Below are 16,145 nucleotides of genomic sequence, written 5' to 3'. Positions count from 1 at the left end.
CAAGATCATGTCGCGCGTTTGCGAACTGACCGGCAAGGGCCCGATGAGCGGCAACAACGTGTCCCACGCCAACAACAAGACCCGCCGCCGGTTTCTGCCGAACCTGAACGAAGTTTCGCTGCTGTCGGAGAAACTGGGCCGCAGCTTCCAGCTGCGCATCTCGGCCGCGGCGCTGCGTTCGGTTGATCACCGTGGCGGTCTGGACGCTTTCCTGGCCAAGGCCAAGGACTCTGAGCTGTCCGAGCGTGCTCTGAAAATCAAGCGCGATCTGGCGAAAGCCTGATTCGCGATTTCCTGACAGGGGTTCCGATTTGGCCCCGTTGAGGATGCGTGCGCCCTGCCGTTCCCGGCGGGGCTTTTTCGCGTGAATGCTCTCTGGCATCCTTGGCTTAACCCGCTGCGACCGGAATGAGGCCTGCCATGAAATTCCTTTCTGCCGCTTTCTGTCTGACCTTGCTGCCCTGCGCCGTGCTGGGACAGGATCTGGTGCTGCGCGATGGCTATGTCCGCTCGACCAATCCCCGGTCCGGCGCGGCTTTCATGGTGATCGAGAATCAGGGGCAGGCGGCCTGTACACTTTCTGCCGCTGCCTCTGAGGCCGCTCAGCGGGTTGAGCTGCACGGCAACCGCGAAGAGGGCGGGATGATGCGCATGGTCAAGATGGACCCGGTCGCGATCCCTGCCGGGGGGCGCCACGAACTCGTCCGCGGGGGCGAACATCTGATGCTGATGGGGCTGAATCACCCGCTGGCCGAGGGGGAGGAGGTCGATCTGGTGCTGGATTTCGGAACCTGCGGCAAGGTCGGGGCGCGCTTACCGGTTCGGAACGGGCGCTAACCGCCTACCTCTGGTGATCAGCGCGGGATGCTGGCAGCGGCGATCAGTTCCTCGACCTTGGGGCCCAGCGATTCGATGATCAGTCTGACCCCCTCAGCCGAGGCATGCAGCTTGTCGGATTGCAGCATGGTTTTGTAATCTTCGCCCGGCAGGTCAAAAAGCGGCTGGTAGAGGTTTTCCATCAGCAAGGTGCCGTGTTTTTGGGCCAGGCGGGGCCAGATCGTGGCCCAGTCCTCGCGCAGCGGATCGTTCTCGTCCGGCAAGGCGATGCCGACCAGCAAGAGCGGCTTTCCGCCCTTGCCGGCCTGTTTCAGAATCGAATCCAGATTGTCCTCGACCATGGCCGGACCGAAACCCATCAGCAGGTCGTTGCCGCCCAGCTCGACGATCACCGCATCGGGTTTATGGCGGGCCAGCGAATAGCCGATCCGTACCCGCCCGCCGGCGGTGGTGTCGCCCGAAAGGCCTCCGTTCAGCACAACCACGTCATGGCCACGCGCCTTTAGCCAGCTCTGCAGCTGTGGCACCAGCCCGTGATGGCGCGGCAGACCATAACCTTCGGTCAGGCTGTCGCCAAAGGCGAGAATGCGCAGCGGGGCGGCCGCCGCCATCTGCGCGGCGGCCAGGGTCATGATCAGGACAAGGATTCTCAGCATTATCCGGCTCGTTTCAGGCGCAATGCGTTGCTGACCACAAAGACCGATGACAGTGCCATCGCACCCGCCCCCAGCATGGGCGAAAGCTGTGGCCCGCCAAAGGGCACCAGCGCCCCCATGGCCACCGGAATCAGCGCGGCATTATAGCCAAAGGCCCAGAACAGGTTCTGCCGGATGTTGCGCATGACGCTGCGCGACAGGCGGATGGCACGCACCACGCCCAACGGGTCGCCGCCGATCAGAACCACCTCGGCCGATTCGATGGCGACATCGGTGCCGGTGCCGATGGCGATGCCGGTCTCGGCCGCGGCAAGCGCCGGGGCGTCGTTGATCCCGTCACCGACAAAGACCGTGCCTGCGCCCATATCGCGGATTGCGGCCAGCTTGCCCTCGGGCAGGACGCCGGCGGTCACGCGGTCGATGCCAAGCTGGCGGCCAACCGCCTCGGCCGTGGCCTGCACATCACCCGAGATCATCGCAGTCTGCAGGTCCAGTTCGTGCAGCTTTGCCACCGTTTCTGCAGCCTCGGGGCGGATCGGGTCGGCCAGCGCCATGGCTGCTACATGCTGGCCGTCGACGGCCAGATGCACGGGGGTTGCGCCATTCGCAGCCCATCCCCGGGCAGCCGCGATCAGCGTGGGCGAGGTGGCGATCCCGCTTTCGGTCAGTGCGGCGGCATTGCCGATCAGCAGTGCGCGTCCCTCGACCCGGGCTGACAGGCCGCGTCCCACCGTGGCCTGGACGTCCTCGGCCGGGGGCAGCTCCAGCCCTTTGTCACGGGCGGCAGCAGTGATGGCGGCGGCAAGAGGATGCTCGGAACGTGCTTCGGCAGACGCGGCAAGGCGCAGCGCATCTTCGGGCGTCATGCCCTCGGCCTTGATCGCGGTCAGGGCGGGCGCGCCCTGGGTCAGCGTTCCGGTCTTGTCAAAGGCGACGATGCGGGCATCGGCCAGCCGTTGCAGCGCATTGCCGCGCCGGAACAGCACGCCCAGTTCGGCACCCCGCCCGGTGCCGACCATGATCGAGACCGGCACCGCCAGCCCCATTGCACAGGGGCAGGCGATGATCAGGACCGATATCGCCGCAACCATCGCTTGCCCGAGCGAGCCGGTAAAGATCAGCCACAGCGCAAAGGACAGAATCGCAAGCCCGATCACGACCGGAACAAAGACCGCGGTGATGCGGTCCACCAGTGCCTGAACCGGAAGTTTGGTTGCCTGTGCATCCTCGACCATGCGGATGATGCGCGCAAGAACCGTGTCGCCACCCGTGGCGGTGACGCGATAGGCAAGGGCCGAGGTGCCGTTGACCGTGCCGCCGGTCACGGGGTCTCCGGTCGTTTTGCTGACCGGAACCGGCTCGCCCGTCAGCATGGATTCGTCGATGGCGCCGCTGCCCTCGGTCAGCACACCGTCGACGGCCACCCGCTCGCCCGGGCGCAGGTGGACGATGTCACCGGTGCGCAGTTCGGCCACCGGAATGTCGCGGATGCTGCCGTTCCGTTCGACCCGGGCGGTGTCTGGGGTAAGCTCGATCAGGCGGCGGATGGCGTCGCCCGCCTGTCCTTTGGCCCGCGCCTCAAGCCAGCGGCCCAGCAGAATCAGCGTGACGATGACGGCGGCGGCCTCGTAATAGACATGCACTGATTCAGACGGCAGCAGGCCCGGCGCAAAGGTTGCCACGGTCGAATAGAGCCACGCCGCCGAGGCACCAAGCGCGACCAGGCTGTTCATCTCGGGTGCGCGGCGCATCAGGGCGGGAAAGCCGATGCGAAAGAACATCCGCCCCGGTCCCGCCAGCACCGCCGTCGTCAGCACGAATTCGCCAATCCACAGCAGGCGCTGGTCCAGCGCCATGGAAAGCCAGTGATGGAAGGCCGGAAAGATATGGCCACCCATTTCGGCCACAAAGATCGGCAGGGTAAGAACCAGCGCGATCAGGAAATTGCGCCGAAGCGTGGCGGCATCGGCCGAGTGGTCGTGCATGTGGTGGCCTGCCTCGGCCTGCACCTGCGCGGGATAACCCTTGGCGGTGACCGTCTCGGCCAGCGTCTGGGGCGTTACGGCGGGGGAATGGTGGATTGTGGCGCTGCCGGTGGCCAGATTGACCTGCGCAGAAGTCACGCCCGGCATGGCCGAGAGCGCCTTTTCGACGCGACCGACGCAAGAGGCGCAGGTCATCCCGTCGATGTTCAGCCGGGTCTCCAGCGGTTCGGCCGGATAACCGGCACCGGCCAGCGCCTCGATTGCGCGGGGCAGGGCATCGGCAGAGTTCACGACAAAGCGTGCGCGTCCGGTCGCAAGGTTGACCTGCGGGTTTTCGATCCCCGGTACAGCGGCCAGCGCCTTTTCGACGCGGCCTACACAAGAGGCACAGCTCATGCCGGCGATAGTCAGCTCGGCATCGTTATGATGATTTTTCATTGGCTTACCCTGTCAGAATGCGGGAAGGGCGCTATTCAGACAGGAAACGGCGGAGCCTGCTGGCGCTGGGGCTGGTGATGCAGGACCTGATGGCGCGGCACCCCTTTACCGGGGTCGGGGCGCCAGCGCAGCGCGTGGCCATTGCCGGCAAGTGCCGGTCGGGCCTGCCGCAGCCGGGCAGAGACATGACAGCGACAACCACGCCCACTCCGATCCTGGCACAGATGCGGGACACGTGTGGCCGCGCGGCGCGGCAGGCGTTCAGTCGGGGCGCAGGTTGCACGGATCATGGCAGACGGTCCTTTCCTGATGTAACCTGGGCACGTTCCTTGCGCGTTTCAACCGCGTCACGGCGCTTTGAGTTGATCCGGGCGGTTCAAGAGGTTAGGCGCTGGATCAAGGAACATCGAAGAATTTGGGACAAACAGATGAATCGCAGACAGATGCTGATGGCCGCGTTGCCTTTGGTGGCCGTGCCTACGCTGGCTCTGACCCAGGAGCGGGCTCAGCCAGCGGCGCAGACGAAACGTGCCGAGCCCAAGCGCGACCCCTATGCCCCGACCGAGGTTGCAATCCGCAGCGATTTCGAGGTCGGCAGCATCGTCGTGGTTTCCAAGGACTTTTTCCTGTACCACGTCATCGCTCCGGGCCGGGCGATCCGCTATGGCGTTGCCGTGGGCAAGGATGAGCTGGTCTGGAAAGGTCGCGCTACGGTCGGTCGCAAGACCGAATGGCCAAGCTGGACGCCGACCCCTGCGATGATCAAGCGCAAGCCCGCACAATATGCCAAATGGGCTGATGGCATGCCGGGTGGTCCGACCAACCCGCTGGGTGCGCGCGCGCTGTATCTCTATGACGCCAAGGGCAACGACACCGCGATCCGCATTCACGGCACGACCGAGCCGAATTCGATCGGCCGGGCTGTCTCGAACGGCTGTATCCGTATGCGTAACGAGGCAGTGATGGACCTGTATGAGCAGGTTCCGATCGGGACTCCGGTCTACGTCTACTAAGTGGATATCCGCCTGAAATCGCTGTCGGATCCGGCGCTTGCCGGGTTCGACACCATTATCGACGTCCGATCTCCGTCGGAATATGCCGAGGATCATCTGCCCGGCGCGGTCAACCTGCCGGTGCTGTCGGACGAGGAACGTGCCCAGGTCGGCACGATCTACAAACAGGTTTCCCCCTTTGATGCCCGCAAGCTGGGTGGTGCCATGGTCGCCGCCAATGCCGCGCGCCACATTGCCGGGTCGCTGGCCGGGCATGGCGGCGGCTGGCGGCCCTTGGTCTATTGCTGGCGGGGCGGTCAGAGGTCGGGTGCCTTTGCGACCATTCTTGCCCAGATCGGCTGGCGCGTCGGGCGCGTCGGGGGAGGTTACAAGGCATGGCGTGCGCTGGTGGTTGAGCGGGTGCAGCAGTTGGTCACCGCACCTGTCGTGGTGCTGGACGGCAATACCGGCAGTGCCAAGACCGAGATCCTGCAGCGCCTTGCCGCACGTGGTCATCAGGTCATCGACCTTGAGGGGCTTGCCAATCATCGTGGCAGCCTGTTTGGCGCGATGCCCGATGGTCAGCCCAGCCAGAAATGTTTCGAGGGTCGACTTGCCGTGGCGCTGGAGGCTTTGGATTCAAGCCGGCCGCTGCTTGTCGAGGCCGAGAGTTCGCGCATCGGTGACGTGAACCTGCCACGCGGTATCTGGCAGGCGATCATTGCCGCGCCGCGTATCCGGCTGGCCGTTCCGGTCGAAGCTCGCGCCGCCTATACTGCCCGGGTCTATGCCGACACCAGCGCCGACCCCGCAGCTGTGGCGCGCATCGTGGACCTGCTGCGACCGCTGCATCCGGCCGAGCGGATAGAGGATTGGTTGCGCCTGATTGACGTCGCCGATTGGGCTGGGCTTGCCGAGGGTCTGATGCGTCATCATTACGACCCGCGCTATGACAAGCACCGGGCACGCCATGATGACGGGCGGGGGCCCGTAGTGGCGCTGGAAAGCCTTGAGGACCCCGAGGGCGCAGCTGATCGGGTCGAGGCGGTGCTGGCCGGGATGAATCTGGCGGGGTAGCGCCGGTGGTCAGGTTGCGTGCCTCCGGCGGGGATATTTGAACACGAAAGAAACGCTGTCAGCTGCTCTGGGTCAGAAAGCGGCGCAGGATGCGTTCCAGCTTGGCGGCACCGAGCGGGGCCATCGCCTTGGTATGTTCGTGGCTGATCGATTCATCCGAAAGCCCCGCGCCCATATTGGTGATGACCGAGACGGCTGCACATTTGAGGCCGAGAAAGCGTGCGAGGATCACCTCGGGCACGGTGGACATACCGACCGCGTCAGCGCCGAGGGTGCGGGCGGCGCGGATTTCGGCCGGGGTTTCGAACGAGGGACCTGAAAACCAGCAATAGACGCCTTCGGGCAGGGGGATGTCCTCGGCCTTGGCAGCGGCTTTCAGGGCGGCGCGGATTTGCGGGTCATGGGCTTTGGTCATGGGTACGAAGCGGGCCTCGGAAGGTTCGCCGATCAGCGGGTTGGTGCCCGCGAAAGCGATATGGTCCGAAAGCAGCATGAGTGAGCCGGGCGGCATCTCGGGGCGCAGGCTGCCGGCGGCATTTGTCAGCAAGAGCCGTTCGCAGCCAAGCGCCTTGAGCACCTCAAGCGGCAGGCGCATCACATCCGCGCGGCCCGCTTCGTAATAATGCGCCCTGCCGCCGAAGACCGCGACGCGGCGGCCTTCGAACTGGCCGATCACGAGCTGCGGCACATGGCCCGAAACCCCGGCATGGGGAAAGCCGGGCAGGTCGGAATAGGGGATTGCGGTGCCTTCTACCGCGCTGGCGAGATGCCCGAGGCCAGAGCCGAGGATCAGCCCGTATTCGGGTGCGGCGTTTCCGGCACGGCCCTGGATCAGGCGGGCAAGCTCAGCGCTCTTTGACATAGGGCTCTCCTCCCGCGCGGGGCGGTATGGCGCGGCCGACAAAGCCGGCCAGGATGATGACGGTCAGGATATAAGGCAGCGCGTTCATGAACATCGACGGCACGGTGACAAAGCCGAGGTCCAGATTGGGAAAGCGGTTCGCCACTGCCTCGAGCAGACCAAAGAGGAAGGTTGCGCCCAATGCGCTCCATGGTCGCCATTTGGCGAAGATGAGTGCCGCCAGTGCGATAAAGCCGCGTCCGGCGGTCATTTCTTTGACGAAACCAGCGGAAATGCCAGTGGCGAGATAGGCTCCGGCAAGCCCGCAAAGCAGGCCACAGATCAGCACTGCGGCATAACGCAGCCGCGTGACCGAGACCCCGGCGGTATCGACCGAGGCCGGGTTCTCGCCCACCGCGCGCAGCCGCAGGCCAAAGCGGGTGCGGTAAAGCACCCACCAGGTCAGCGGTACGATGGCGAAGGCGACATAGACAAGGATCGTGTGGCCCGAGATCAGCTCGGCATAGATCGGGCCGATCACCGGCACCGGGCGCAGGCTGTCGGCAAAGGGCAGGGTGATCGCGTCAAACCGCGCCGCGCCGGATAGCGAGGGGGTTCGGCCGCCGAGCTCAAAGATCTTTTGCCCTAGCAGAACGGTCAGCCCCGATGCGAGAAAGTTGATCGCCACGCCCGAGATAAGCTGATTGCCCCGGAAGGTGATCGAGGCGAGCCCGTGCAGCAGCGCCAGCGCCACTGCGCCTGTGATCCCTGCCAGAAGCCCGGCCCAGGCGCTGCCTGTCGCATAGGCGACCGAGGCCGAGGCAAAGGCCGCCATCAGCATCTTGCCCTCAAGTCCGATGTCAAAGACGCCGGCACGTTCCGAGTAAAGCCCGGCGAGGCAGGCGAGCAGCAGGGGCGTCATCAGCCGCATGGCGGAATCAAGGATTTGCAGGATGGTTGCGAAATCCATCTCAGCCTCTCTTGCGGTTCAGGGTCAGGAACAGCCGCTCAAGCGGCATGCGCACCATGTTGTCGAGCGCCCCGGTGAACAGGATCACCAATGCCTGAATGATGACGATCAGTTCGCGCGGAATCGAGGTCCAGAGGGCAAGCTCTCCTCCGCCCTGATAAAGAAAACCAAAAAGCAGCGCGGCAAGGAATACGCCAAGCGGATGGTTGCGTCCCATCAGCGCGACGGCGATGCCGATGAAGCCTGCGCCCTCGACGGCATTCAGGACCAGCCTCTCGGCCTCGCCCATGACGTTGTTGACCGCCATCAGACCTGCCAGCGCGCCGGATATCAGCATGGCGACCACGGTGATCCTTACCGGAGAGATACCGGCGTAAAGCGCGGCTGGCTCGGACTTGCCGAAAGCGCGGATCTCATAACCCAGCCGCGTGCGCCAGATCAGCAACCAGACCAGCAGGCAGGCGATGATGGCGATGAAAAAGGCGATATTGGCCGGGGTGTTCCTGCCCCAGTCGATCCCGAATGCCAGCGCCATATCGGAAAGTTTGGGCAGATGGGTCGCCGGCGGAAAATTCGCCGAGGCAGGGTCCATGCTGCCCACCGGGCGCAGCAGGTTCACAAGCACATAGTTCAGCAGCGCCGCGGCGATAAAGTTGAACATGATCGTGGTGATGACGACATGGCTGCCACGCTTGGCCTGCAGCCAGGCCGGGATCAGCGCCCAGAGCGCGCCAAACAGCGCAGCGCCCACCACGGCGGCGGGCAGCGCCAGCGCCCAATGCGGCCAGGGCAGAGCCAGCACCACCAGTGTCACGCCCAGCCCACCCATCGCGGCCTGCCCCTCGCCCCCGATGTTGAAGAGGCCAGCGTGATAGGCGACCATGACGGCAAGGCCGGTAAAGACGAAATTCGTCGTGTAATAGAGGGTGAATCCCCAGCCGTAGCTAGAGCCGAGCGCCCCTTCGACCATGACCTTCAGCGCCTCGACCGGGCTTTCCCCGATGGCAAGGATCACCAGCGCCGAGATGGCAAAGGCCAGAGCCAGCGAGATCAGCGGCGTCACGATCACATCCGCCCATTTCGGCATTCGCTCCATTAACCTGCCCCTCCCGGCATATTCATATTCTGGGGCCCTCTGGGCCGGGACATGCAGCGCGTCATTCGGTGCCTCCGCTGGTCGCCGGTGCCGCGGCGGGTTCGACCCCGGCCATCAGGCAGCCCAGCTCTCCGGCCGTGGTGCTGGCCGGCAGACGCTCACCCATGATCCGGCCGTCAAACATCACCGCGATGCGGTCAGATAGCGCCATGATTTCATCCAGTTCGACCGAGACAAGCAACACCGCTTTGCCCGCATCGCGCAGGGCTACGATGCGTTTGTGAATGAACTCGATCGCGCCAATATCCACCCCGCGTGTTGGCTGGCCGATCAGCAGCAGATCGGGGTTGCGCTCGATCTCGCGCGCGACCACGATTTTCTGCTGATTGCCGCCGGAGAAATTCTTGGCCGCAAGGTCGGGGTTCGGGGGGCGGACGTCGAAACGCTGCATCTTGTCGGCCGCGTCGGCGCGGATCGCGGCATTGTCCATCAGCAGCCCGTTCTGGAATTGCGGCGCGTCATGATAGCCAAAGGCGCTGTTTTCCCAGGCCGAGAAATCCATGATCAGCCCCTCGACCTGCCGGTCCTCGGGGACATGGCCTATTCCCGCTGCGCGCCGGGCGCGGCCGTCTGCGCCAGTGCCGCTAAGGGGCAGGGGCGTGCCGTTCAGCCGGATTTCGCCCTGCAACCTTGCACCGGGTTCGGGAAAACCACCCAGAATTTCAAGAAGTTGCGTCTGGCCGTTTCCTGCCACGCCTGCGATGCCGACGATTTCGCCCGCGCGGACTTCAAGGTCGATGCCGCGCAGCCGCTCGACCCCGTCCGCATCGACCATGCCAAGGCCCCGAACCTCAAGCACCGGTGCGCCGGGCTGGGCGGGGGTCTTTTCGACCCGCAGCAGAACCTTGCGTCCCACCATCAGTTCGGCCAGCTCTGTCGGGTTCGTCCCGGCGGTGCGGACCGAGGCCACCATCTCACCTCGCCGCATGACCGAGACGTTGTCCGTGATCTCCATGATCTCGCGCAGCTTGTGGGTGATCAGGATGATGGTTTTGCCCTCATCCTTGAGGCCACGCAGGATGCGGAACAGGTGGTCTGCCTCGGCCGGGGTCAGAACGCCGGTCGGTTCGTCCAGAATCAGGATATCGGCCTGACGATAAAGCGCCTTGAGGATCTCGACCCGTTGCTGATGGCCGACAGACAATTCCTCGACTGCCGCGTCGGGGTCGACCTGCAGCCCATATTCCTCGGCCAGGCGCTTTAACTCGCCTCGCGCGCGGGACAGCGAATGGCGCAGCAGCCCTCGGTCCTCGGCCCCAAGGATAATGTTTTCCAGCACGGTGAAATTCGGCACCAGCTTGAAATGCTGGAACACCATGCCGATGCCGGCGCGGATCGCCGCCTGGCTGTCGCTGATCGTGACCGGCTGGCCGCCGATCAGGATCTCGCCGGCATCGGGACGGTAAAAGCCGTAGAGGATCGACATCAGCGTCGATTTCCCGGCCCCATTTTCGCCGATGATGCCGTGGATCGTGCCGCGGGGCACGACCAGGTCGATGTTCCGGTTTGCCTGCACCGGCCCGAAGGCCTTGGAAATCCCCCGCAATTCGATTGCGGGGGCCGTGCCTGTCGCGCCAGCAAGCGCCATGTTACTGAACCGGGCAGGTGTTGTCGGTCATGTAGTCATGCACCTTGATTTCGCCTGCGGTGATCGCCTTGGCGGCGGCATCGACGGCGGCCGTAATCTCGTCGGTAATGAGCGGCTTGTTATTGTCGTCCATCGCCAGCGATACCCCACCCGAGGCAAGATCCATGACCTTGATGCCCGGCTGGACCTCGGCCCCGGCCTTGAACGCCTCATAAACCGAGACGTCGACGCCCTTGACGACCGAAGTCAGCACCTTGCCCGGATGCAGGTGGTTCTGGTTGCTGTCGACACCAATCGACAGCACTCCGGCATCTGCCGCCGCCTGCAGCACGCCAATGCCGGTACCGCCAGCCGCCGCATAGACCACGTCTGCCTGTTGCGAGACTTGCGCCTTGAGCAGCTCGCCCCCCTTCACCGGGTCGTTCCATGCTGCGGGGGTGGTGCCGGTATAGTTGATGATGACCTTGCCATCGGGGCGGGCGGCCTTGAACCCTTGGGCATAGCCGCATTCGAACTTGTGGATCAGCGGGATATCCATGCCGCCGATAAAGCCGACCGTGCCGGATTTCGAGGCCTTGGCTGCCGCGATCCCGGCGAGATACGAGCCCTGTTCCTCGGTAAAGACCACGGATTGTACGTTCGGCTGTTCGACGGTCGTGTCAATGATGACGAATTTCGTGTCGGGATAGTCCGGGGCGATTTTGTTCAGCACCTCGCCAAAGGCAAAGCCGGTCATCACGATGGGATTGGCCCCCGATTGCGCCAGCCGACGCAGCGCCTGTTCGCGCATCGCCTCGGACTGCATTTCCAGCTCTTTGTAGCTGCCCCCGGTCTCGGCCTTCCAGCGCTCGGCGCCTTCATAGGCGGCTTCGTTGAAGGATTTGTCGAACTTCCCGCCCAGATCGAAGATCAGTGCCGGATCGGCCAGAGCCGCCAGCGGCATGAAAGTCAGGCAGGCACCGGCAAGCAGAGATTTCATCAGGGACATATCGAGCCTCAAAACGGGTTACGGGCGAGTCAGCCCAGGATTTACGAATTAGGGCGCATGGGCCCGAATCCGTCAACAGGCTTATCCGGGATCAAAGCGTTCGCTGCATCAGTACTGCATCGACGCCAGAGGCGTAATAATCACGTCGCTTTCCAACGGTTTCCCAGCCAGCACCTGCGTAAAGTGCCAAGGCGGGAACATTGTCCGAGGCGACCTCAAGAAATGCCCGGACCGCGCCCCGCTGGCATGACGTGGCGGCGAATTCGTCAAGCAGGGCAGAGGCCAGACCCTGACGCCTTGCCTCGGGTGCGATGGCCAGCGTCAGCAACTCGGCCTCATCCACGATGCAACGACCCAGCAGAAAGCCGTGGGGTGGGCGGGTCAGCAGGAAATTCGCCGGGCTGGTCAACAGGCCCTTAAACTCAGGCTCGGACCATGGGCGGGGATGGGTGGTAAAGGCGCTGCGATGCAGTGCGGCCAGCGTTTGGGGGGTCATGGCGGCGTCAGGGCAGGATGGGCGGCGCATGGTCACGCGCCGGGGCTGCATCGGCCGGGCGCAGATAGATCGGGGCCGGGCACGGCAGATCCGGATGGTCACGCCGTTCGGCCGCAATGCGGGCAATTGCCTCGGCCAGTGGCATCACGGGGGACAATAACGGTGGCCCCGCAGGCAGATCGTGCAACGTTCCCTGTTCGGGCATCGAGGTAAGGCCGGGGCCGAAATCCTGCCAGATCACCTCGCCATTACGGGCGGGGACAGCGACACGACAGGGGCGAGGCAGGCCATGCGCGGCAGCCTCGGTTACGCCGACGCCTACTGCGGGGATGCCAAGCGACAAGGCGAGCCCCCGCGCCGCCGCAACCGAGATGCGGATACCGGTAAAATTTCCCGGCCCGATACCGCAGCCAAGAACCGAAAGCTGGCTCCAGACGACGCCAGCCCCGGTCAGCACCTCTTCAAGCAGAGGAAACAGACGCTCGGCCTGGCCGCGGGCCATTTCCTCGTGGCGGTGGGCCAGCAGCTTGTCGCCTTGCAGCAAAGCGGCCGCGCAATGCGCGGCCGATGTGTCGAAACCCAGCGAAAACGTCTCAGCCAACGGGCCGCACCTCGGTCACTTCCGGGATGTAATGGCGCAGCAGGTTCTCGATGCCCATTTTCAGGGTCAGCGTGGACGAAGGGCAGCCGGCGCAAGCGCCCTGCATATGCAGATAGACGACGCCGCGATCAAAGCCGTGGAAGGTGATGTCGCCGCCGTCCTGCGCCACGGCGGGGCGGACGCGGGTGTCCAGCAGTTCCTTGATCTGGTTGACGATTTCGGCATCGGGGCCGGTCTGATCGTTATGGGCGCTGCCGGTCGCGCCTTCGATGGCCGGAGCGCCGGACTGGTAATGCTCCATGATCGCGCCAAGGACCGAGGGTTTCAGATGGTCCCAGACCGCATCATCGGCCTTGGTCACCGTCACGAAATCCGAACCGAGAAACACTCCGGTCACGCCCGGAACGGCAAAGATGCGGCGGGCCAGCGGGCTGGTGGCCGCAGCCTCGGGCGCGGGGAAATCAGCGGTGCCGTCGCCGAGCACGGTTTCACCCGGCAGAAACTTCAGCGTCGCGGGGTTGGGGGTGGTTTCGGTCTGGATGAACATGGCGCGGGCTCCTTTGCCCTCGGATATGGGGATCGAAGGGGGAACAAGTCAAGTCAGACCGGTATTCCATTCGCCGCGGCGAGCCTTGCAAAGACAAGGAAATTGACCAGCACATGCGCAATCGCCCCGGCCCCCGCCGTCCCCGAGGACAGCCGTGCCGCCATCAGAAACGGCGCAATCACTGTTGCCCCAAGGATGGTGCCAACCCCGCCGCCCGGCGCATCAAGCCGTGCCATGGCAAGGGCAGGGGCCAGATGCCACAGGATGAATAGCCCTGTGGCCACAGCCTGCGCGCTTGGGCCGGGGCGGGGAATCAGTGCGCCACGCCAGAAAGCCTCTTCCAGGGTGCCGTTGATCAGCGCGGCCAAAGCGACCGCGCCAGACACATGTGCCGACAGTTGCAGCGGTGCGGTTCCGGCCCAAAGGGCGCAGGCAGCGACGAATGCTGTCAGGGCCAGCAGCGTCAGGCCCGGGGGCAGGTAAGGGCGTAGCGACCATCCGTCGCAATGCCAGAGCGCGCCGACGATAAGTGTCCAGTAAAGCCCAAGCCCGATTGCAATGGCCGTCAGCGGGCGCAGCCCCTCAAGGTGGCCAAGTTGATGAAATATCCATGCAAGCACTGGAATCGCCGCAAGCGTGGCCAAGGCCAGCCCACGGTTCATCAGGTGATCTGTTCCAGCCGTTCGCGCGAGATGTCGCCGGGCACGATGGTGATGGTGCAGGGCAGGCTGGCGACCTCTCGCATCAGTCTTGTGACCAGAGGTCCGGGACCGGCGTTTTCGGTCGCGGCCGCCAGCACCACCACGCCGATTTCGGGATCGGTATGGATCTGGGCCAATAGCTCGGTCGCGGGCTCTCCTTCGCGGACCACCAGTTCGGGCTCGATGCCGGGGCGGTCGCGCATCCATTTGGCAAAGACTTCGTAATGCGCCTCGATCCGCTCATATGCCTCGGCGCGCATAACCTCGGCGACGCCCATGCCATGCTGGATAGCTGTGGCCGGAATCACCCCGAGAACCTGGACACCGCCGCCAGTCTTGGCTGCGCGTAGAGCGGCGTAGCGGATAGCATTCAGACATTCTCGCGTGTCATCCAGAACCACCAGAAATTTCCGCATGTACCCTGCCTTGGCTGCCCAGAATAAGCAAAGACTGGCCGAAAGGACACGGTTCTGCAAGTCTCGCTCTGTTTCGCGCTTGCAGGAGTTTCAAATTGCAAGTCGCTATGTTAGGCGAGAAAAGTTCTCCAAGGTGCCAAACGCGGGACGGTATTGTGACGATTCACCACGATTGGGACAAAGCCGACCGTCGCGATCTGGCCTCGATAACAAATGTCGATCTGGGCTGGATCGCACGTGAAGAGGCGCAGACCCGGGTCGGCATGACCTTGGGCAAGCGCCTTTTTGACATTTTCCTGGCACTTGTTCTGCTTGTCCCCCTGTCGGTCGTCATGGCCGTGGTTGCGGTGGTTTTGCTGGTCACTCAAGGGCGGCCCCTGCTGTACGTCGCGCCCCGCATGCGCGCGCCGGGTGAGCCGTTCAACCTGCTGAAGTTCCGCACCATGCTGCGGGACGAAGGGGATTTCGGTGCGACCGGCGGGCATAAACATTGGCGCATCACCCGTGTCGGCCGCATCCTGCGCCGTACCCGCATCGACGAGCTGCCGCAGCTTTTCAACATCCTGCGCGGCGATATGAGCTTTGTCGGCCCGCGTCCGCCGCTGCGCGAATATGTCGAACGTTTCCCTGCGCTTTATTCACAGGTGCTGAAGAACCGGCCAGGTGTCACCGGGCTTGCGACGATGATCTATCATGCGCATGAGGACCGGATCATGGCGCGCTGCCAGACGGCAGAGGCGACCGAGGCCGCCTATTACCGTCGCTGCCTGCCGACCAAATTGCGTCTGGACCTGATCTATCAGCGCCGCCGCAGCTTGCGCATGGATCTGTGGATCATCTGGCATACGGTGATGACCGTGCTGATCCCGAACTGGCAGGGCCGCCGCGCCCGCCGGGTGCCCAGCGGACAAAAGCTGGAGGCAGGCAAACCCGTCTCCGAGAACACAGCGCAGAAAGTCGCTGTCTCTGGCGGGCCGCGCCTGCAATCCGCGCGGGCTTCGACGCCGGCGCTTTCCCAGATCCAACCCTCTCAGACCCGGCCCGGTGTTCCGGCCGAATGATCGGCTGCTGCTAGCTTGTGGCGAAGGGGTCTTGCGGATAGCTGACCCCTGTCAGGTACAGCCCCTGCGGCGGGCAAACCGGGCCACAGGCGGCGCGGTCGCGCGCCTCCAATGCCTTGGCGACGCGGTCGGGGGGCCATGAGCCCGCGCCAACCCGCTCAAGCGTTCCGACGATCGAGCGCACCTGATTATGCAGAAATGAGCGTGCGCGCAGGGTAAAGCGGTATTCGCGCCCTTGCGGGATCTCGGCCTCGGTGATCGTCAACTCATCCAGCGTTTTCACCGGGCTTTTCGCCTGACACATGGTCGAACGGAAGGTGGTAAAGTCGTGCCGCCCCAGCAGATGCGCTGCGCCCTCGCGCATGGCGGCCAGATCCAGCGGGTGTGAGACCTGCCAGGCGCGGCCACGATCATGCGTCAGCGGCGCGCGGCGCGAAATCAGGCGGAACAGGTAGCGCCGCTCAAAGGCTGAGAAGCGGGCATGAAACTCATCATCGACCCTTGCCACGGCAAGGATGGCGACGGGCGCAGGTTTCAGGTGCCAGTTCAATGCCTCAGAGAGGCGGAACGGGTCCCAGTCACGAATCAGATCGGCATGGGCGACCTGACCAGTCGCATGTACACCGGCATCGGTGCGACCGGCGGCAGCGATGCGGGCGCCCTGGGCAAAGCCAGGGTCAAGACGGGCCAATGCGGCCTCGACCGCGCCTTGCACGCTGGGGCGGTCGGCCTGCGCCTGCCAGCCGGCGAAGGGACCGCCGTCATATTCGATCAGCAGCGCGAAACGAGGCATGG

19 protein-coding genes are annotated in these 16,145 nt (G+C 64.4%); 5 read left to right on the top strand and 14 right to left on the bottom strand.

The features are described 5' to 3' along the window. The first annotated feature begins 7 nt into the window (after nucleotides 1-7). Nucleotides 8-283 (top strand): 50S ribosomal protein L28, encoded by a 276-nt coding sequence (gene rpmB, locus M511_RS03190; protein ID WP_010393169.1) that lies wholly within the window; start codon nucleotides 8-10, stop codon nucleotides 281-283. A 137-nt stretch (nucleotides 284-420) separates the two neighbouring features. Continuing rightward, nucleotides 421-837 (top strand): copper chaperone PCu(A)C, encoded by a 417-nt coding sequence (locus M511_RS03185; protein ID WP_010393167.1) that lies wholly within the window; start codon nucleotides 421-423, stop codon nucleotides 835-837. A 17-nt stretch (nucleotides 838-854) separates the two neighbouring features. Here the strand turns inward: M511_RS03185 and M511_RS03180 are convergent, their stop codons facing one another. Genes M511_RS03180 through M511_RS03170 form a run of 3 tightly spaced genes read right to left on the bottom strand, consistent with a single transcriptional unit; the run spans nucleotide 855 to nucleotide 4,206 of the window. Continuing rightward, complete coding sequence (locus M511_RS03180) at nucleotides 855-1,493, bottom strand: arylesterase (RefSeq protein ID WP_010393166.1); 639 nt, start codon at nucleotides 1,491-1,493, stop codon at nucleotides 855-857. Beyond that, nucleotides 1,493-3,916, bottom strand: coding sequence for a heavy metal translocating P-type ATPase (locus M511_RS03175; protein ID WP_085501340.1), 2,424 nt, complete (start codon nucleotides 3,914-3,916; stop codon nucleotides 1,493-1,495). The genes M511_RS03180 and M511_RS03175 overlap by 1 nt, the downstream gene beginning before the upstream one ends. Before the next feature lie 35 nt (nucleotides 3,917-3,951). Continuing rightward, nucleotides 3,952-4,206, bottom strand: a complete 255-nt coding sequence (locus M511_RS03170; protein WP_085501339.1) for a hypothetical protein — start codon at nucleotides 4,204-4,206, stop codon at nucleotides 3,952-3,954. A 138-nt stretch (nucleotides 4,207-4,344) separates the two neighbouring features. On the opposite strand from M511_RS03170, the gene M511_RS03165 reads away from it, so the two are divergent. Together M511_RS03165 and mnmH are read left to right on the top strand one after the other, a co-directional pair. Beyond that, nucleotides 4,345-4,929 (top strand): L,D-transpeptidase, encoded by a 585-nt coding sequence (locus M511_RS03165; RefSeq protein ID WP_029371451.1) that lies wholly within the window; start codon nucleotides 4,345-4,347, stop codon nucleotides 4,927-4,929. Beyond that, complete coding sequence (gene mnmH / locus M511_RS03160) at nucleotides 4,930-5,985, top strand: tRNA 2-selenouridine(34) synthase MnmH (protein WP_085501338.1); 1,056 nt, start codon at nucleotides 4,930-4,932, stop codon at nucleotides 5,983-5,985. It abuts the gene before it with no gap. 58 nt (nucleotides 5,986-6,043) lie between these two features. Here mnmH and M511_RS03155 read toward each other — a convergent pair whose 3' ends face one another. The 10 genes from M511_RS03155 to M511_RS03110 form a co-directional block, all read right to left on the bottom strand. Further along, nucleotides 6,044-6,847, bottom strand: coding sequence for a purine-nucleoside phosphorylase (locus tag M511_RS03155; RefSeq protein ID WP_085501337.1), 804 nt, complete (start codon nucleotides 6,845-6,847; stop codon nucleotides 6,044-6,046). Then, the gene (locus tag M511_RS03150; protein WP_085501336.1) at nucleotides 6,831-7,796 is read right to left on the bottom strand and encodes an ABC transporter permease; all 966 of its coding nucleotides are present in this window, start codon (nucleotides 7,794-7,796) and stop codon (nucleotides 6,831-6,833) included. Before M511_RS03150 ends, M511_RS03155 begins: the two co-directional genes overlap by 17 nt. 1 nt (nucleotide 7,797) lies before the next feature. Beyond that, nucleotides 7,798-8,892 (bottom strand): ABC transporter permease, encoded by a 1,095-nt coding sequence (locus M511_RS03145; RefSeq protein WP_029371447.1) that lies wholly within the window; start codon nucleotides 8,890-8,892, stop codon nucleotides 7,798-7,800. Between the two features lie 61 nt (nucleotides 8,893-8,953). Further along, nucleotides 8,954-10,540, bottom strand: a complete 1,587-nt coding sequence (locus M511_RS03140; RefSeq protein WP_085501335.1) for an ABC transporter ATP-binding protein — start codon at nucleotides 10,538-10,540, stop codon at nucleotides 8,954-8,956. Between the two features lies 1 nt (nucleotide 10,541). After that, nucleotides 10,542-11,528 (bottom strand): BMP family lipoprotein, encoded by a 987-nt coding sequence (locus M511_RS03135; protein ID WP_010393147.1) that lies wholly within the window; start codon nucleotides 11,526-11,528, stop codon nucleotides 10,542-10,544. A 91-nt stretch (nucleotides 11,529-11,619) separates the two neighbouring features. Next, nucleotides 11,620-12,024: a GNAT family N-acetyltransferase gene (locus M511_RS03130; RefSeq protein ID WP_029371445.1), complete on the bottom strand. Its 405-nt coding sequence runs from the start codon at nucleotides 12,022-12,024 to the stop codon at nucleotides 11,620-11,622. A gap of 7 nt (nucleotides 12,025-12,031) precedes the next feature. Then, nucleotides 12,032-12,625 (bottom strand): tRNA (adenosine(37)-N6)-threonylcarbamoyltransferase complex dimerization subunit type 1 TsaB, encoded by a 594-nt coding sequence (gene tsaB, locus M511_RS03125; protein WP_085501334.1) that lies wholly within the window; start codon nucleotides 12,623-12,625, stop codon nucleotides 12,032-12,034. Beyond that, nucleotides 12,618-13,172: a NifU family protein gene (locus tag M511_RS03120; protein WP_010393139.1), complete on the bottom strand. Its 555-nt coding sequence runs from the start codon at nucleotides 13,170-13,172 to the stop codon at nucleotides 12,618-12,620. The genes tsaB and M511_RS03120 overlap by 8 nt, the downstream gene beginning before the upstream one ends. A 53-nt stretch (nucleotides 13,173-13,225) precedes the next feature. After that, the gene (locus tag M511_RS03115) at nucleotides 13,226-13,834 is read right to left on the bottom strand and encodes a CPBP family glutamic-type intramembrane protease (protein WP_010393138.1); all 609 of its coding nucleotides are present in this window, start codon (nucleotides 13,832-13,834) and stop codon (nucleotides 13,226-13,228) included. After that, nucleotides 13,834-14,289 (bottom strand): universal stress protein, encoded by a 456-nt coding sequence (locus M511_RS03110; RefSeq protein ID WP_010393136.1) that lies wholly within the window; start codon nucleotides 14,287-14,289, stop codon nucleotides 13,834-13,836. Before M511_RS03110 ends, M511_RS03115 begins: the two co-directional genes overlap by 1 nt. A gap of 155 nt (nucleotides 14,290-14,444) precedes the next feature. Here M511_RS03110 and M511_RS03105 point away from each other — a divergent pair, with 155 nt between their 5' ends. Continuing rightward, on the top strand, nucleotides 14,445-15,350 hold the full coding sequence (locus M511_RS03105; RefSeq protein ID WP_010393134.1) for a sugar transferase: 906 nt from the start codon (nucleotides 14,445-14,447) through the stop codon (nucleotides 15,348-15,350). Between the two features lie 10 nt (nucleotides 15,351-15,360). On the opposite strand, the gene truA is transcribed toward M511_RS03105, so the two are convergent. Next, nucleotides 15,361-16,143: a tRNA pseudouridine(38-40) synthase TruA gene (truA, locus tag M511_RS03100; RefSeq protein ID WP_085501332.1), complete on the bottom strand. Its 783-nt coding sequence runs from the start codon at nucleotides 16,141-16,143 to the stop codon at nucleotides 15,361-15,363. Nucleotides 16,144-16,145 lie beyond the last annotated feature (2 nt).

The sequence above is a fragment of the Paracoccus sp. J56 genome (assembly GCF_019633685.1).
GTDB lineage: Bacteria > Pseudomonadota > Alphaproteobacteria > Rhodobacterales > Rhodobacteraceae > Paracoccus > Paracoccus kondratievae.
Note: the sequence above shows the minus strand (reverse complement) of the source record. Positions and strands in the feature narration are given on the sequence as shown.

Bases quoted from the DNA above. Each gene is read 5' to 3' on its own strand.
- rpmB (WP_010393169.1), top strand. From the start codon at position 8: ATGTCGCGCGTTTGCGAACTGACCGGCAAGGGCCCGATGAGCGGCAAC.
- M511_RS03185 (WP_010393167.1), top strand. From the start codon at position 421: ATGAAATTCCTTTCTGCCGCTTTCTGTCTGACCTTGCTGCCCTGCGCC.
- M511_RS03180 (WP_010393166.1), bottom strand. From the start codon at position 1,493: ATGCTGAGAATCCTTGTCCTGATCATGACCCTGGCCGCCGCGCAGATG.
- M511_RS03175 (WP_085501340.1), bottom strand. From the start codon at position 3,916: ATGAAAAATCATCATAACGATGCCGAGCTGACTATCGCCGGCATGAGC.
- M511_RS03170 (WP_085501339.1), bottom strand. From the start codon at position 4,206: ATGATCCGTGCAACCTGCGCCCCGACTGAACGCCTGCCGCGCCGCGCG.
- M511_RS03165 (WP_029371451.1), top strand. From the start codon at position 4,345: ATGAATCGCAGACAGATGCTGATGGCCGCGTTGCCTTTGGTGGCCGTG.
- M511_RS03155 (WP_085501337.1), bottom strand. From the start codon at position 6,847: ATGTCAAAGAGCGCTGAGCTTGCCCGCCTGATCCAGGGCCGTGCCGGA.
- M511_RS03150 (WP_085501336.1), bottom strand. From the start codon at position 7,796: ATGGATTTCGCAACCATCCTGCAAATCCTTGATTCCGCCATGCGGCTG.
- M511_RS03145 (WP_029371447.1), bottom strand. From the start codon at position 8,892: ATGGAGCGAATGCCGAAATGGGCGGATGTGATCGTGACGCCGCTGATC.
- M511_RS03140 (WP_085501335.1), bottom strand. From the start codon at position 10,540: ATGGCGCTTGCTGGCGCGACAGGCACGGCCCCCGCAATCGAATTGCGG.
- M511_RS03135 (WP_010393147.1), bottom strand. From the start codon at position 11,528: ATGTCCCTGATGAAATCTCTGCTTGCCGGTGCCTGCCTGACTTTCATG.
- M511_RS03130 (WP_029371445.1), bottom strand. From the start codon at position 12,024: ATGACCCCCCAAACGCTGGCCGCACTGCATCGCAGCGCCTTTACCACC.
- M511_RS03120 (WP_010393139.1), bottom strand. From the start codon at position 13,172: ATGTTCATCCAGACCGAAACCACCCCCAACCCCGCGACGCTGAAGTTT.
- M511_RS03115 (WP_010393138.1), bottom strand. From the start codon at position 13,834: ATGAACCGTGGGCTGGCCTTGGCCACGCTTGCGGCGATTCCAGTGCTT.
- M511_RS03110 (WP_010393136.1), bottom strand. From the start codon at position 14,289: ATGCGGAAATTTCTGGTGGTTCTGGATGACACGCGAGAATGTCTGAAT.
- truA (WP_085501332.1), bottom strand. From the start codon at position 16,143: ATGCCTCGTTTCGCGCTGCTGATCGAATATGACGGCGGTCCCTTCGCC.